At 33.9% G+C, this 14,785-nt stretch carries 11 protein-coding genes and 1 pseudogene; 6 read left to right on the top strand and 6 right to left on the bottom strand.

What is annotated here, in order from left to right; all coding sequences use genetic code 11:
- Positions 1-534: 534 nt before the first annotated feature.
- The gene (locus tag PVV59_RS05470) at positions 535-927 is read right to left on the bottom strand and encodes a hypothetical protein (RefSeq protein WP_273755102.1); all 393 of its coding nucleotides are present in this window, start codon (positions 925-927) and stop codon (positions 535-537) included.
- Positions 928-3,005: 2,078 nt separating this feature from the next.
- Positions 3,006-3,944 carry a methyltransferase domain-containing protein gene (locus tag PVV59_RS05465; protein ID WP_273755100.1) on the bottom strand — a complete coding sequence of 313 codons (939 nt, stop codon included), beginning with the start codon at positions 3,942-3,944 and terminating at the stop codon, positions 3,006-3,008.
- Positions 3,945-4,477: 533 nt separating this feature from the next.
- On the opposite strand from PVV59_RS05465, the pseudogene PVV59_RS05460 reads away from it, so the two are divergent.
- A pseudogene (locus PVV59_RS05460) lies at positions 4,478-4,825 on the top strand (Arm DNA-binding domain-containing protein); the annotation flags it as partial.
- Positions 4,826-5,021: 196 nt separating this feature from the next.
- On the opposite strand, the gene ettA reads toward PVV59_RS05460, so the two are convergent.
- Entirely contained in the window at positions 5,022-6,671 is a 1,650-nt protein-coding gene (gene ettA / locus PVV59_RS05455; RefSeq protein WP_273755098.1) for an energy-dependent translational throttle protein EttA, read from the bottom strand.
- A gap of 178 nt (positions 6,672-6,849) precedes the next feature.
- Between ettA and PVV59_RS05450 the strand changes: the two genes are divergently transcribed.
- Together PVV59_RS05450 and pncA are read left to right on the top strand one after the other, a co-directional pair.
- Positions 6,850-7,386: a hypothetical protein gene (locus PVV59_RS05450; protein WP_273755096.1), complete on the top strand. Its 537-nt coding sequence runs from the start codon at positions 6,850-6,852 to the stop codon at positions 7,384-7,386.
- A 45-nt stretch (positions 7,387-7,431) separates the two neighbouring features.
- Positions 7,432-8,040 (top strand): bifunctional nicotinamidase/pyrazinamidase, encoded by a 609-nt coding sequence (pncA, locus tag PVV59_RS05445; RefSeq protein ID WP_273755094.1) that lies wholly within the window; start codon positions 7,432-7,434, stop codon positions 8,038-8,040.
- Positions 8,041-8,521: 481 nt separating this feature from the next.
- On the opposite strand, the gene PVV59_RS05440 is transcribed toward pncA, so the two are convergent.
- The gene (locus PVV59_RS05440) at positions 8,522-9,571 is read right to left on the bottom strand and encodes a DUF475 domain-containing protein (RefSeq protein ID WP_273755093.1); all 1,050 of its coding nucleotides are present in this window, start codon (positions 9,569-9,571) and stop codon (positions 8,522-8,524) included.
- A 364-nt stretch (positions 9,572-9,935) separates the two neighbouring features.
- On the opposite strand from PVV59_RS05440, the gene PVV59_RS05435 reads away from it, so the two are divergent.
- A complete protein-coding gene (locus PVV59_RS05435; protein WP_273755092.1) occupies positions 9,936-10,475 on the top strand; it encodes a helix-turn-helix transcriptional regulator in 540 nt (179 codons plus the stop codon).
- Positions 10,476-10,856: 381 nt separating this feature from the next.
- Positions 10,857-11,036 (top strand): YegP family protein, encoded by a 180-nt coding sequence (locus PVV59_RS05430; RefSeq protein ID WP_120122553.1) that lies wholly within the window; start codon positions 10,857-10,859, stop codon positions 11,034-11,036.
- 786 nt (positions 11,037-11,822) lie between these two features.
- Here PVV59_RS05430 and PVV59_RS05425 read toward each other — a convergent pair.
- On the bottom strand, positions 11,823-12,134 hold the full coding sequence (locus PVV59_RS05425) for a hypothetical protein (RefSeq protein WP_273755091.1): 312 nt from the start codon (positions 12,132-12,134) through the stop codon (positions 11,823-11,825).
- 1,313 nt (positions 12,135-13,447) lie between these two features.
- Between PVV59_RS05425 and PVV59_RS05420 the strand changes: the two genes are divergently transcribed.
- A complete protein-coding gene (locus PVV59_RS05420; protein ID WP_005773173.1) occupies positions 13,448-13,762 on the top strand; it encodes a helix-turn-helix domain-containing protein in 315 nt (104 codons plus the stop codon).
- Here the strand turns inward: PVV59_RS05420 and PVV59_RS05415 are convergent.
- Positions 13,686-13,868, bottom strand: a complete 183-nt coding sequence (locus tag PVV59_RS05415) for a hypothetical protein (RefSeq protein WP_273755090.1) — start codon at positions 13,866-13,868, stop codon at positions 13,686-13,688. The two genes, PVV59_RS05420 and PVV59_RS05415, sit on opposite strands and share 77 nt — an antisense overlap.
- Positions 13,869-14,785 lie beyond the last annotated feature (917 nt).

The following is a 14,785-nucleotide window of genomic DNA, read 5'->3' as shown; positions in this document are numbered from 1 at the left end:
ATCCTCATCTAAATATTTTTTACTTGATCCCAGATTATCACCTTATCAGTCTTGCACCTCATCTTTACAAATCGTACAAATGAATAAACATCTTAAAATCCGCAAGAAAAGAAAAGGAAAATCAAGCCTTTTGAGAACTTTCTATTCTCTTAACTCAAACAAAAAATAACGGACATATAAAATCCGCTTAATATGCTTTATTATAACAACCCATGCCTTTGCTTTGTTAGCAATAAGCGCTATCAGATTATTCGCACTCTTTAATGAAAATACTGTTTTGATTTAAGCTGCTTTTTATTCCTTTTGTCACTGTAACCATTGACAATATAGTTAACCTGAAGCATCCCTTATAAACTTGCGATCACTCTCTGTAATGATCACAACATGATTCTTATAATCCGCTTGTTTTACATTTTAGGTAATATAAATTTTGCGAATGATCTCACAAATTGACTATTTTCCATGCACTTTTCAAAACATCACAAAAAGCCCTACCCATCAAAATCAAACCCAAAAGCGCGATAAAAAAAATAATTAAAAATAAGCATTTGCAATGGAAGGACGAGACATCGCTTTTGAGAGAGCCATAGCAACAGTTTCACCAAACTTGTGGGCTTCTTCACGACTCTGACCACTCTCCGAAGCAAATGAAACCGCATTGCGACGCACTTGCTCAATAAACAGCTCTTGCTGCTGAGGACTCATCTTAGAAAGACGCTCAATAATATCTGGAAAAGCCATCGCCCATCTCTCTAGCAATAACGCCTCTGTTACCTCAACCTGCTGAGAAGAAGAGGAGGAGGAGGAAGAGAATAGGTAGCTAGAAAGAAACTTATGAACCACAACACTGCGAGAAGCAAAAATGCACACGCCAAAAAGAAGAAATATAAATAAAATAAAAACAATACGACTGGAGGAAAATCCCATTATCTCTTACCTAAAGACCACAGAATCAAACACAGTTTCTCTTTATAGCATTCAACGATTTTTCAATAAAGAAAAACTCTCATCATTGCAAATGAACACGATAACACGAACCACTCAACGAACTCTTATCTCCCCCCTAGGACTACATGCTACGTAATAATAAATTTTACATCTTTTAAGGCCCCAGAAAACACCTTACCAAGCCCTAAAAGTAATTTATAAAAAAACCTGACTGAGGAAATCCTCAGTCAGGCCAGACGATCTAGGGGATCCACGCGGGGGGGGGGGGAGGAGGTTCCCCGATCGTCTTCTCGCATCGACCACTAAGATAGCCGATGCAATATTCTTGCTATGGAATAAAATGCTTTAAACAACAAGAAATTCTTATCATCTTCTACGCAAAAAAACAAAAAAGAATTATAAATTGTTTAAAAATGGTGTAATTTAGGCAAAAAAAATTTAAAATGACCCAATTTGAAGCAATTTTATTCTCCAAAATATTAATCAGAATCTACAACCATCATGATTTTTATAATAATTTCTTTCACAACTTTAGTGATCATCATTAAAAAACAAGTAATCTGTATATATTCATCCTATAAAAAATAGAATCAGGAGAATCACTTGTCCAACAGCGATCACCACAAAAGAAAAACGTCGTCTTTAAGTCTGATACAATAACAGTAGAAATATCTGTTCAAAAGAACAGATAAATTATTTAAAATAAAACAATAAATTAGAGAGAAAAAATCTTATCTATCTTCATAAAAGTTTCTGAAAATAGCCCTTAAAAAAATACTATCAAATCTCTTGACTGCTAGCATCAATGAAGAGAATTGAAACAGCTTACAAAAAATGAGAATTCTAAAGGCATTTATTTCGAATCATGCCTCATGATCATTCTCAATAACAATAAACTACCTTACAATAGCCAACCACCCCCTCTATGCTATCGTAACAAAAACGATAAATACAGACCTTTTAATCTTTACCACTTAAACTGCCTTACAAAATGATCAATAAAACAATTTTTGTATTCAAAAATCTCTCTACTCTTTTCACATATCAAGATATTGATTTTAATAATTATTGATCATTTTTATATTAAATGGCCGTTCCCAATCTTAATAAGCACCCCCTATTTTAAATCTTCCAATATTGAATCAATCACAGCCACACTCTCAGAATATCATAAATAGATTGGCATAGGAATAAAAGTAATAAAAAAAGAGTCAAAATATCTCCGATGAGCCATTTTAAAGCAAGGATGACACAATATTGAAAACTGAAAATAAAATGATGATGCAGGCTTACAATTTTTATTTAAACGAAAAAAGACACCGCTCCATGAATTTTACGCTATATCATTCATAAACTGTACCGTAAGATGCCCGCATAAGAAAAAAAGAAATTCACTTTTGGCAAGAAAAATGGACTTATTTAATAACCTTCATGATTTTTCATGATCAAGAAATACAAAGATTTCATGTGATATGATGCTTTTTCTTATTGCTTTCAAACACGGATTACCCATAGCTCACTACCAATCTAATTTTTATAAATATAACACAAAGCATATATATGAATGCTTGTAAGATAAAATTAAAAAGCACCATCTTTGACATTTATGAAGATACAAACCACCACCATATTATATTGTAGCTGCTCTCATATTGAGCAATATGTATGAAAGGTTTATGCCTTTTTCAAACGGTTTTATTGACACAAAAACCTCTCTTTGTAACAGAAAAACAGATGCCTTTTGATTGTAAAAATTAAAGATTTAAAATAAAAAATATTCTTTTATTGAAAGACCTTATTGGAGTTTTAAAAGATCATTCATCTTTTAAAATCAATTTATTGATGAATTAATAACACGATATCAAGACACCTGAAATGATAATTCTTACAACCTTACTCTATAAGAATTACACAGGCCTCCACGCCGCTATGAAATACCAATACCTTATATAAAGACATAATACAAAAAATAATAACTTCTCAATAATTGAATAAAGTTTTATCACTGCGCTATTCCTTGAGAAAAATAGAGAATAAAGCATATTAACAAACACGGTTTATGCAAAATTGATTTGTTTATCTTTAATATCATCAACCAATAAACGCGGATCACGAGCAAGCCAAATTGTTACCCCACACACTTCACTGTTTTTACTTTGTATAGGAGTAAGACAAATCGTTTGCTCTAAAACAAGTTCCGCATTTTTAAGCCATTGTTCTATTTGTGAATCCGAAAATCCAAGGTGTATCCGCTCTTGATCAGGATGTGAAGATTCAACTTTATGATAACAAAAATCCACAATCAATAAACGCCCATGAGGACGTAAAACATCTGATATCTTATGAAGAACCATTTCAGGGTTTTCAAGAAAATGTAAAACCCAATGAAGAATGACTAAATCAAAAGTTGTCTCTCCAACAGGCAAATGCAAAATATCACGATTAAGCACAACTTCAACCGCATGCGTATAAAGATCAGAAAACAATTTTAAGAGAGAAGCTCCCCCCATTCCAATATTGAGCATCGTCTGAAATGGCTTATCACCCACGATTTTAAGTAAAGCATTTTCAATACTCTGATCTGCCACATAAGAGGATCGCAAGACATCCCATTGCGATGTATTTTGTAAGAAATGTTTCTTCCTCGTTTTTTGACGCTGCTTTTTGATATCCTTCAAACGCTCTAAATCATGCGCTAACAACATATCATGCTTTGGCAAAGATGAAAGAATGCTCATCACAATGTCTTTACCCCAAAAATCATGACAAAACTTAAAATAAAGACAACCTTCCTTCTGATAACGCCCAATCAATCGTGCTTCGTACAATAAACACAAATGTCGCAATATACACGCTTGCGACTGATTAAGAATAAAAATAAAATCAGGAATTGTTAAATCTTCATGATTTAAGAGTCTGAGAATACGTAAATGACTCACTTCTGCAACTGCTTTCAGCAGCACAATCATCGCATCTAAACTTGCACTTTTTTTCATAATTATTCCCTAACCTTTCCTATAAAGATTTATTTATAGGAACAAAAGTCAAGCATAATGCGCATATTCTTATCTATTTCGTTACCACTTTTTATCACACTACGAAAAAAATGGGCCACTACAAAAGATGAATAGCTCTTATTTCATTGCCAAAAATAATTATAATATATTGATTTATAATAGTTACTTATCATTTTTAACTTAAATAAAAGGCTATCGTAATTTTTTCTCATTTCGAACCTATTCATGGTAAATCAAACAAAACCATTCTCTAGCACCTCAAAAACAGTGCTCTATAGATAAAAAACATGAAGGTAAATAAAATGCCTCTTCATAACTATCTCAAAACAAAAACGATCCAATATGGAGAGAGAATAAATAATAAGATAGTTTTACTTTTCGCTTTTTAAGAAAAGACGCTCATTCTTAATATAACCAATTGATTTATAATAATAATCTATCGTTATTCATATTGAATTAGACCCTCGAATAACGTAAGATTATCTCATTTCAAATCTCTCTATCTTGAATCAATCAAAACCACTCACCGTCTTAATGCTAGGGCTGTCGCAACATTGGGGGCTGGTAAATAATAATTGATGGTGCCGGCCTGCTTCTCCACAAGCGTAAAGATGGGAGTGCTCAATGGGGCTTTATCGTTATACTCTTCACGGGCGTCGTCGCGAAATGGGTTTTAGGAGCGTTGAAAAACGTCTCTTTAAAAAAAGCACGTGAATTGGCAACTGGGTGGCGTTCTGTTTTCCATGAGGGGCGTGCCCCCCATTAAAGAACGCAATAAACAAAAGCGTGAGGCAATGCGTAATCTTCATTATGACCAGAGCATTTGCAGAATAGCATTTTCCATAAAAAGATTCTCCCTCTTCATGGCAACTTTATAAATAAGAACAACTATATCACGAGTAGAATGGCGTTATTTACACCATGGACTCATAAACAGTCTCTCCTTTTTTCAATGAATAAAAACTTTCACAAAGCAAACACGACTTTATTGATGAATATCATTAACACAACAACACACTTATTTTCTCGATAAAATTCCAATAAGATTAAGAAATTCTAGCGTGTAAGAGGCTTATAATTTACATGCTTAGGATTAAGGGATTCTGCCCCAAGGCGGCGAACTTTATCAGCCTCATATTCAGCAAAATTCCCTTCAAACCATTCCACATGACCATCACCTTCAAAGGCTAAAATATGTGTTGCCAATCGATCAAGAAACATACGATCATGCGATATAATCACTGCACAACCAGCAAAATTTTCTAATGCATCTTCCAATGCACCCAACGTTTCAGTATCAAGATCATTTGTCGGTTCATCAAGAAGCAGCACATTCCCCCCCTCTTTTAAAAGTTTAGCCAAATGGACACGATTGCGCTGCCCTCCTGACAAATTTGCTACCCTTTGCTGTTGGTCGGTCCCTTTGAAATTAAAAGCACCGCAATAAGCACGACTATTCATCTCATATTTGCCTAACTTAATAATATCATTTCCGCCAGAAATCTCCTCCCAAACAGTTTTATCCCCAGCCAAGGAATCGCGACTCTGATCCACATAACTCATGTGAACTGTTTCACCGATCCGTATTTGACCTGAATCGGGCTGTTCTTGTCCCGTCAACATTTTAAACAAGGTCGACTTTCCCATACCATTGGCCCCAATAACGCCAACAATGCCCCCAGCGGGAAGTTTAAAAGAGAGAGAATCAATCAACACACGTTCACCATAAGCTTTAGAGAGATGATCAACTTCAATAACAACCTGCCCTAATCTTTCTCCAATAGGAATAATGATTTGCGCCTCTCCAGGACGGCGTTCACGTGCCGCCTGAACCAACTCATCATAAGCTTTAATCCGCGCTTTTGACTTTGCTTGTCTCCCTTTTGGACTAGAAGCAATCCATTCTTTCTCACGTGATAAAGCACGTTGACGCGCCGCCTCTTCACGCCCTTCTTGAGCCAAACGCTTAGCTTTAGCCCCCAAATAAGCAGAGTAGTTCCCCTCATAAGGGATACCTTTACCACGATCTAACTCTAAAATCCATCCCGTAACATTGTCGAGAAAGTAACGATCATGGGTTATTAAAAGTACAGCGCCAGGATATTCACGCAGATACCTTTCAAGCCAAGCCGTCGTTTCAGCATCTAAGTGGTTTGTTGGTTCATCCAAAAGCAACAAATCAGGTTTTGACAAAAGCAATTTACAAAGCGCCACACGCCGCTTTTCACCACCCGAAAGTTTTGTCACATCACCCTTAGCAGGCGGACAACCAAGAGCAGCCATCGCCATTTCCACTTGACTTTCTAAATCCCAAAGATTCTGACTGTCAATAATATCCTGAAGCTTTGCACTTTCATCAGCCGTTTCCTCGCTATAATTCATCATCAATTCGTTATAACGCTCAAGAATAGCCTGTTTATCCGCAACACCTTCCATCACATTGCCACGCACATCTTTACTTGCATCAAGCAAAGGTTCCTGTGGTAGATAGCCACAACGTGCCCCTTCAGAAAGCCATGCTTCTCCTGTATATTCTTTATCTAGCCCAGCCATAATCCGTAGAATAGTCGATTTACCCGCACCATTTGGTCCTAAAATGCCGATCTTCGCATCTGGATAAAAAGACAAATGAATATTTTCTAAAATTTTTTTATTGCCGTAAAACTTGTTGAGCCCAGCCATATGGTAGATAAATTGACGTGCCATAAATTTCTCTTTATATAAGTTTCTTTTTATATTGTGCGATATTAAAGATCAGGATTTTGAGAAAACTGCTTTCGCTTTTTGAAACTGTACAGTAAATAGAGCTTACATCATCTCAAAAGCTTTTCGCTTTAATATTGGTACATTTTTTCCTATCTCACAAGCCCCAGTATGGTTTTAAATGCAAAAAAACATCCCTTCAAGAAGAAAAAAGAAAATCTTTTTAGCAGTACCAGAAACATGTTATCAAACATTACCCCTCTTTTCCATACCAGATATAACATTATATTTTTACCGTATTAAACCAACCTATCAATGTAATATGGAGACAGAAAGAAAAGTAGTTCTCTATGCGCCTTCTTTTTTTTCTTTATGGGCTTTGCATTACGCAGTAAAAAATCCTTCCCTCTTTTCATCAGTTTTTTGTTACGGGAAACAATGGACTTCACCCCTTGCCTTGATGTGGCTTAAATTGCGTTTACAAAACGACTGCCGCCTTATGGGATCTGACGTCCCAAGCCCAATGATCATGAAAGCTTTGCGTCAACACGTCGCAACAAATAACGACAGTACGCTTCCCATTGGTACGTGGTTACACTTCGTAAAAAACTATAAAATAAACTGTAAAAACTTACCTATTCCCCTCTTTTGGCTTGATAATTATAAAAATAAGATCAATCTTCAACAAGCCATTTTAAAACTTCAAGACGAAATATAGCTTTTAAAAATACGATAAAAGCTCATCTCCTATAGGAATATATTTATGGAAAAAAAAGCCTTACTCGTCATTGATGTTCAAAATGACTTCTTACCTGGTGGAGCACTTGCAGTACCACAAGGTGATGCTATTTTACCCACTGTCAATAATCTCATTAATCGTTTTGATCACGTTATCTTAACCCAGGACTGGCACCCCCAAAACCATTGCAGCTTTGCTTCCTGCTATCCTGAAAAAAAGCCCTATGATACCATCAATCTTGACTATGGTCCTCAAATACTTTGGCCTGATCATTGCATACAAGGAACACAAGGAGCAGAATTTCACCCATCTCTCAGAGTAGAAAAGGCACAACTTATCCTTAGAAAAGGCTATAATCAAAAAATGGATAGTTATTCTGCTTTTCTTGAAAATGATCAAAAAACACCAACGGGTTTACAAGTTTATCTCAAAGAACATGGTTTTACCAAGCTCGTTATGTGTGGCTTAGCAACAGATTTTTGTGTTGGATTTTCTGCTCTACACGCCATACAATATGGTTTTCAAGTCAGTGTTTCATTAAATGCCTGTGCTGGTATTGATGTAAACGAATCCCTGAACACAATGCTTAAAACGATGAACGAAGCTGGTATCGAACTGTTAATGGTTTCCTAAAATATTGTTTTCTAGCGATCTATTATAAGGGCACTGATTTATAAGAAATAAATTATTCTTTGCATATTTTTTCATATTAAGTGAGAAACCTAGAATAGGATAAGATTCTCTCATTTCAAACCTAATTTATAATGAATGAACTATTCTCTTACACACCACAAATAGGATCAATATAAAAATAAAAATCATTCAAGAAAGCAGCAAAAATGCCTCTTATACATCGTTAAATACAAGAGCTGTCGACATCCTTAAAGCGGATAAAAATAATAATGCCCGTTTGCACCTTTTATTTAAGTTCAATCTATCCAAGAGATTTTACATTATCCCTTCACGGGAAGAAGCACGTCATAGATTCAACTTTAAAATAAGGACTCCACTAAGAAAGACAATGGCATTTTGTTTTGCACGAAAAATCTCTTCTATTAATTCTATTACGAATATGCGATAAACAAAATTATGAAAAAAATAGAAGTTTTATTAGTTAAGACGCAACATGTTTATCCAATTGACGACGTTTAAAACGAAGCGAAGAATACAATGCCATTCCAATAATACAGACTCCCACAAGTCCTGTTAAGACTTCAGGAACCGATATAATCGTTTGCAGATACATAATCACGGCAAGAACTAAAATTGCATAAAAAGCACCATGCTCCAAATAACGATAATGCAATAATGTACCTGATTCGACCAACATAATTGTCATAGAACGAACGTAAAATGCACCAATTCCAAGACCAATTGCGATAATAAAGAGATTGTGTGAAAAAACAAAAGCACCAACCACACCATCGAAAGAAAAACTCGCATCGAGAACTTCTAAATAAAGAAATGCCCCGAGTCCCCCTTGAGCTACTGTCGTCAAAGTTTTCTTAGAAGAATCCAAGAAATGACCGGCAGCCTCAACAGCTATAAAAGTCAAAAGTCCATAAAGGGCTGCCAATAAAAAAGTGACTTTATCTTCCGCCCCAATCTGCCCTGATATGAATAAGATCAAAATCAAAACAATTGCAATATCCATTCCAACAAGTGCTCCAAACTTTTGAGCAGGTTTCTCTATAACATCAAGCCAATGGACCTCTTTTTCAAAATCAAAAAAATATTTTAAACCAACCATCATAAGGAAAGTTCCTCCAAAAGCGGCAATTCCCATATGCGCATTGGTTAAAACTTCGGCATATCGATGTGGTTCCCCTATTGCTAATTTAACTGCCGCAATTGGATTAATTCCAACAGCCACGACAACTACTAACAACGGGAAAACAATCCGCATCCCAAATACAGCAATCAAAATACCCCATATAAGAAAACGACGACGCCATAACGGATTCATTTTACCAAGAACACGTGCATTAATAATAGAATTATCAAAGGATAAAGAAATTTCCAAAACCCCTAAAACACAGCAAATAAAAAAATATTTAAAAAAACCAGTAATGCTTCCCGTTTCAAACCAACCGATAGCCCCTCCTAAAAAGACACCAATAATGGTGAAAAAAAAAGCAAAACCAAAATAGCGTAATAGAGACATGATCATTCCTCAAAGTTTATTTTCTAATTCACTTACAGAACACACATAATACAAATCAAAAGCTTGTATTTCTTTAAAGTTGCATCTCTTAATGCAGAGGTGTATAGAATATATATGGTAAAGTTACATGAAAATTTTCTCAAAAAAGCAAAAGACAAATGCAGTAAACAGAGAATTTTGTTTTGAAATGAATGTTAATCGTCAACACAAGAGAGTTGAGAGAGTATTTTTTATCCATTAAAATAAAAAAATAAAGAAAAATTAAAACGATAAATATTGACATTGTGTCATAGAATATTAATACATAGTGTGCTTTTATTATTTAATGATTTATACCATGATGATTTACTGAGGGAGATAATTCGTGGCACGTCCTGAAACTGAATCAAAAACCATATTTGGAAAACGTTTACGTTATGTACGTCTTGCTTTAGGCGATCCATCACGTGAAACCTTAGCTAAAAGTTTTAGTATGACAAAAAATTCCATTGCTTTTTATGAGCGTGGAGAGAGAGAACCCAATCTTAGTGTCTTACAAACATATCGCACGTTATATGGTGTCAACATTAATTGGCTTTTAACCGGACAAGGAAAAATGTTTGACACCGAATATACAAAAGGTGATTTTGACTGGAATTATTTTATAAAAAAAATTGAGGGGTTAGAAGAAACACTTACCAAGTGTGATCGTAATGAAAAAATAAATCAAGAAAAAATCGACAGCTCTTATGAAAAATTGCAGCAATATTTATCAAGACAAGGTTTATCAAATGGCCTTAACCCTAAAACTGCAACCTCTCTGATCGATATGAAAGCCAAAATGTCTAATTCTTATACCCTTAGCTTATTCATTGATTTACTCATTCGAAGCGTATCCCAAAAAGAAGTTATTGCTAATCAATAAACGCCTACTTCAAAAAAACAAGAAGTGATTAAGCGCCACCAGCATGGAGACTAGTATCTTTCCTCTGTCAATGCTGGTGGAAGTTTTTGCGCTCTATAAAATTTACTTCTGTAAAAGAAAAATATTTGTATTGTAAATGAACATATAGTGTCATTAAATTAGAAAAATAATTTTATAGTATAAAATTCTTATTCATATCTTATTGACAAGAAATTTTTTCTTGTTAGAAGAATAATAGCTCTCATAGAAATTATTTTTAAAGGTCAGAAAATTTAAGGGGAATATATTGACGACTTCCTATAGAGACATACATTAGTATTTGTAAATGGGTTAGTTGAGTATTCATCCTGAAAATTATCAGCTATTTTATGAGGTGGAAACATGTATTTTGAGGTGTTTCAAGGTGTTCACAATCAGTGGTATTGGCGTTTAATCTCAGGAGATGCACAAAAAGTTGCTTTTTCGAGTAAAGGATATCCAACAAAACAAGATATCTTAATGAATATTGAGCAAATCAAAGAAATTACCCATAAAGCTCTTATTAAAGAACTGCAGTCTTAACATTCCTTACCATTAAGGTTAAGAGTTTAATTTGTATAATGAGATTGCTGGTTGCATTTTTGTAATGAATGAGAGGTAACTGATTTTTTCTCAATAAAGGAGTTTTTTGCGTTATTTTTAGTACGTGTGCGTAACAATTAAATGTTTGTAGAGTGTGTGTTATATTCAGATATAATTGAATTTTGATAGCATCTATCAAGCAGAAAATTCCACAAGCCCTGCGTCTCTTCATAGAACAAACGTCCATGAAGAGAAAATAAATTATAAATTGGGAATGTAAGTGCTTTCCTAGCTGTCAATATCATTTGCATTTATCGTTCTATTTTATATCGAATTATCATAACTGACTTATCCCTTCATCATCATAAAAATAAAATATCTCTTTCTTTTTATTATCATGCAATTTTTTATGCCTATTCCTTGAAACTATCGAAACATTATACCTAAAACCTAATAAGAATACGCAAAATTGTTTTCTACAATAATATAAATCCACCACAACAATAGCCGGACCGTATAGATCCCCTTTTTAATACTCTAGCATAGCTATAAACTGGGACAGTATCATAAATTTTATTTTGTCGCCAACGATTACTTTTCTATAAACTTTAACGATTTTATAAATTATTGATCAGAGCAACCTTGAATATTCTTTTCCAAAACAACCTCTCTATAAGCATCATTATAAACTTTATGAAAGTCATGTCTCTTTCTTATTATTTCTAATCTTTCTAACGCATCTAAAAATCCTTTAATGGATAAATTGGATGCAAAATATAAATATGATTAGCTTTTATTATCTTCAGATTTAAGCACTTTTTGATATTTTTTTTCATTTTCTTCATATTGCCTAATTTGTTTTTTTAGTTTTTCAATTGCTTTATCACGTCTTTTAATCACCATATTTTGCTCTCTAAGAGTTCTATCTCGTTCTTCAGTCATCTTCATAGAATCCCTCAAAAACTCATGCTTTATCCTTCTGGATTCCTCTTTTAGAGCTTTAATTTGACTGCGATAATATAAAGAAAACCGAAATATAACTCCACTGAACAACAAAACAACAATCATTGCTCCCAATAAAATTTCGTTTACACTCATTTTGATCTCCTCTCATTACCGCTCAAGTGATCATCTTAAGCAATTTGTTTTGATTCATCCTCCATCAAAAAAGAAGGCAATAAACCACATATTCCAAGTGCGAATAATCGCCCTCGGCATTCCTATTTTCTCCATTAAAACATTGATAAATGACGCAAAAAACACTCTGAAAGCGTCTAAATCCACACGCTCTCACCAATTACTTTCGACATATTTACTGATCCAAAATATAAAAAATAAGGAACTCCTAACAAAACGAATAATGTGATAAAACCAATACACGCCTTCTTTGAAATGTCCCTATCTTCCTCTTTTCGCTGTATGGAATATGGATGTATGTGAAAATTTTTTCGTTATTACAAAAATCTTCAGTGTCACAAAACACAGCTTTTCTGTAAAGTAGTTTTACCTTCCCACAAATTTTTACATCACCACAAACCAAAACATTATTATAAACACGAGCCTTTCTATAATCACGAGTATCTCTATAAACTTCAATATATTGAGATATTAAGCATTCAAAATTTAACCCAAAACGACTACGTTAGTATAAACATATACCTCTCCACTCATATTCAAATGACAAAAAATTCTCCCCCCTCATAAACATGCAAATTATTGACCAACTTAGACGATCATATATTAGCGCATTGTCATAAACACAGATTTTATTATAAACTGTCGTATCATCAAAAGTACCCCCATCTTCATAGAACTATTGGTTGCGTATATTCTATTCCCCACACAACCATCTTCGTGCCCCAAATTATTTTTATGTTCTATAAAAACAGCAAAATCACTTTTTTTGATATTTCCAAAGTTTTTTAACACATACATACGACATACCATCTGATAGTGACCTAATTTATTACAATAAAAGAGAAATGAGCATTTTAAACCTATGAATTTATGTTTTTTCTATAATCACGATTTTATATCTTAAGGCTGTAAAGCTTTCATCATATACTCACATATCGACTTAACACAGAATTTTTACAAATGCTGATGTTGGGGTATATCTTGATTTATAATGCTGCTACGTATACTATCACAGCGAAATCTTATGAAAACACGCATGCGTATTACCGTTTCTGGTATACGCGCTGATTTCTTCACAACCGTGGAACTAAGGAACCATTTTTATTGATTCGAATCTAAAAGTGTATGGGGACATTTTGTTATTAGTTAAAAACAACTCTATATGCTTCATTAGCGAAGAGCTACGCATGGATATTTTCACGCTCCTTGTATCATATATTATGGATTCGCGATGCAATATTAACGCTATAGCGTAAATGTGTAAAGGTCTAAAAATGACAAAGACTGAAAAAGATTGGTTCCAACGCTTAATTGAATTGATAAAAAGTGACGGACGGACAATGATCGAAATAAGCAGAGCAGCAGGATGTGGACAAAACTATGTCCAACAAATGATAAAAGGAGGCAAGAGACCTTCAGTCGATAAACTGATGGCTATTCTAAACACACTCGGAAATGCTAGCGCCATATATGTCATAACTGGCTTCAACATCTCCGATGAAGACTTAAAACTTATAGCTTTGATTTCGTCTGGAGATAAAAAGAAGATTGAGGCTTTAAATGTTCTGTTGAATGAGAAGCAGTTGTAGAATTTTCTACTCTATCCAATATTGCTTGCTTTTGAGAGGTTGATAAAGACTCCCATTTAACAATAATATCCGATAAAGTCGTCTCAAATTTTTCATCACTCTTCATAGTCACACTCCATATTGTCAAACAATATAACGCTAAAGCGTTTAAATATATCTCATACCTTAGAAAAAAATATTTGCAATAGGCAGTATGGAAGCAATTGTGTACAAACTTATTTTATAAAATAAGATAAAATTCTATGAGTTATGTACCATGGTGAAAAAGAAAGCATCGCTCGATCCAAACTTTCTTATGAAAATTGGTACGATCTATCAACAACGCACATAATATTACGAAAATCTTGTGATTCGGACCAATAACAAATTAATGTGAAAATATCCCTGAAGATACCCCTGAACTCTTTATAAAAGAATACGAAGAAGCTTATTTCAAAAGAAAAATATACCATAATCTTATTCTACATAGAACCATCTATGTTTTTTAAACAATATTACAAAATAAGAATATAACAATGTTATAAGAATAAGTCCTTATAAACAGTCATGTTCCCTAAAACCCTGTAATGCATTTACAAAGCAATCTCCCTCTAAAAACACTCTTTAAATACTGATTCTCTATCATGAATAAAAATGGCGATGTTAAAAAAATAAAATGAATCATCACCTATGATCTCCATACGTAAATTGTATATAGATTTACAACAAGGAAGAAATTCTCTCACGTAAATAAAAAAATGGAAGATTTACCAAAATACGGAAGATTCCTTATGAGAATAAGGTAAAAAAAGATTTTCTGAGTTCAATAACAATTTGAGCATGAGGCAGAAGATGTTATTCAAACGTCTCAAAAGGTAGAGATCATTCAAAGAAAGTGGATTAACACTCACCGTTTTCCGCGACATTTGCTATGAACAAACACAATGTTTAGCTTTGATTTTATTCGATCCTGTCATTTGCAGAACAAGCATAAACAAACTCACCTCATGAAGAGGTTAAACTCCTACTTTATGAAAAACATCT

Source organism: Bartonella sp. MM73XJBT.G, assembly GCF_028618435.1.
In the GTDB taxonomy this organism is placed as follows: Bacteria; Pseudomonadota; Alphaproteobacteria; order Rhizobiales; family Rhizobiaceae; genus Bartonella.
This window is presented reverse-complemented; position numbering and strand designations above follow the sequence as displayed.

Coding starts and splice junctions, on each gene's coding strand:
- PVV59_RS05470 (WP_273755102.1), bottom strand. CDS start 927: ATGGGATTTTCCTCCAGTCGTATTGTTTTTATTTTATTTATATTTCTT.
- PVV59_RS05465 (WP_273755100.1), bottom strand. CDS start 3,944: ATGAAAAAAAGTGCAAGTTTAGATGCGATGATTGTGCTGCTGAAAGCA.
- ettA (WP_273755098.1), bottom strand. CDS start 6,671: ATGGCACGTCAATTTATCTACCATATGGCTGGGCTCAACAAGTTTTAC.
- PVV59_RS05450 (WP_273755096.1), top strand. CDS start 6,850: ATGCAAAAAAACATCCCTTCAAGAAGAAAAAAGAAAATCTTTTTAGCA.
- pncA (WP_273755094.1), top strand. CDS start 7,432: ATGGAAAAAAAAGCCTTACTCGTCATTGATGTTCAAAATGACTTCTTA.
- PVV59_RS05440 (WP_273755093.1), bottom strand. CDS start 9,571: ATGTCTCTATTACGCTATTTTGGTTTTGCTTTTTTTTTCACCATTATT.
- PVV59_RS05430 (WP_120122553.1), top strand. CDS start 10,857: ATGTATTTTGAGGTGTTTCAAGGTGTTCACAATCAGTGGTATTGGCGT.
- PVV59_RS05425 (WP_273755091.1), bottom strand. CDS start 12,134: ATGAGTGTAAACGAAATTTTATTGGGAGCAATGATTGTTGTTTTGTTG.
- PVV59_RS05420 (WP_005773173.1), top strand. CDS start 13,448: ATGACAAAGACTGAAAAAGATTGGTTCCAACGCTTAATTGAATTGATA.
- PVV59_RS05415 (WP_273755090.1), bottom strand. CDS start 13,868: ATGAAGAGTGATGAAAAATTTGAGACGACTTTATCGGATATTATTGTT.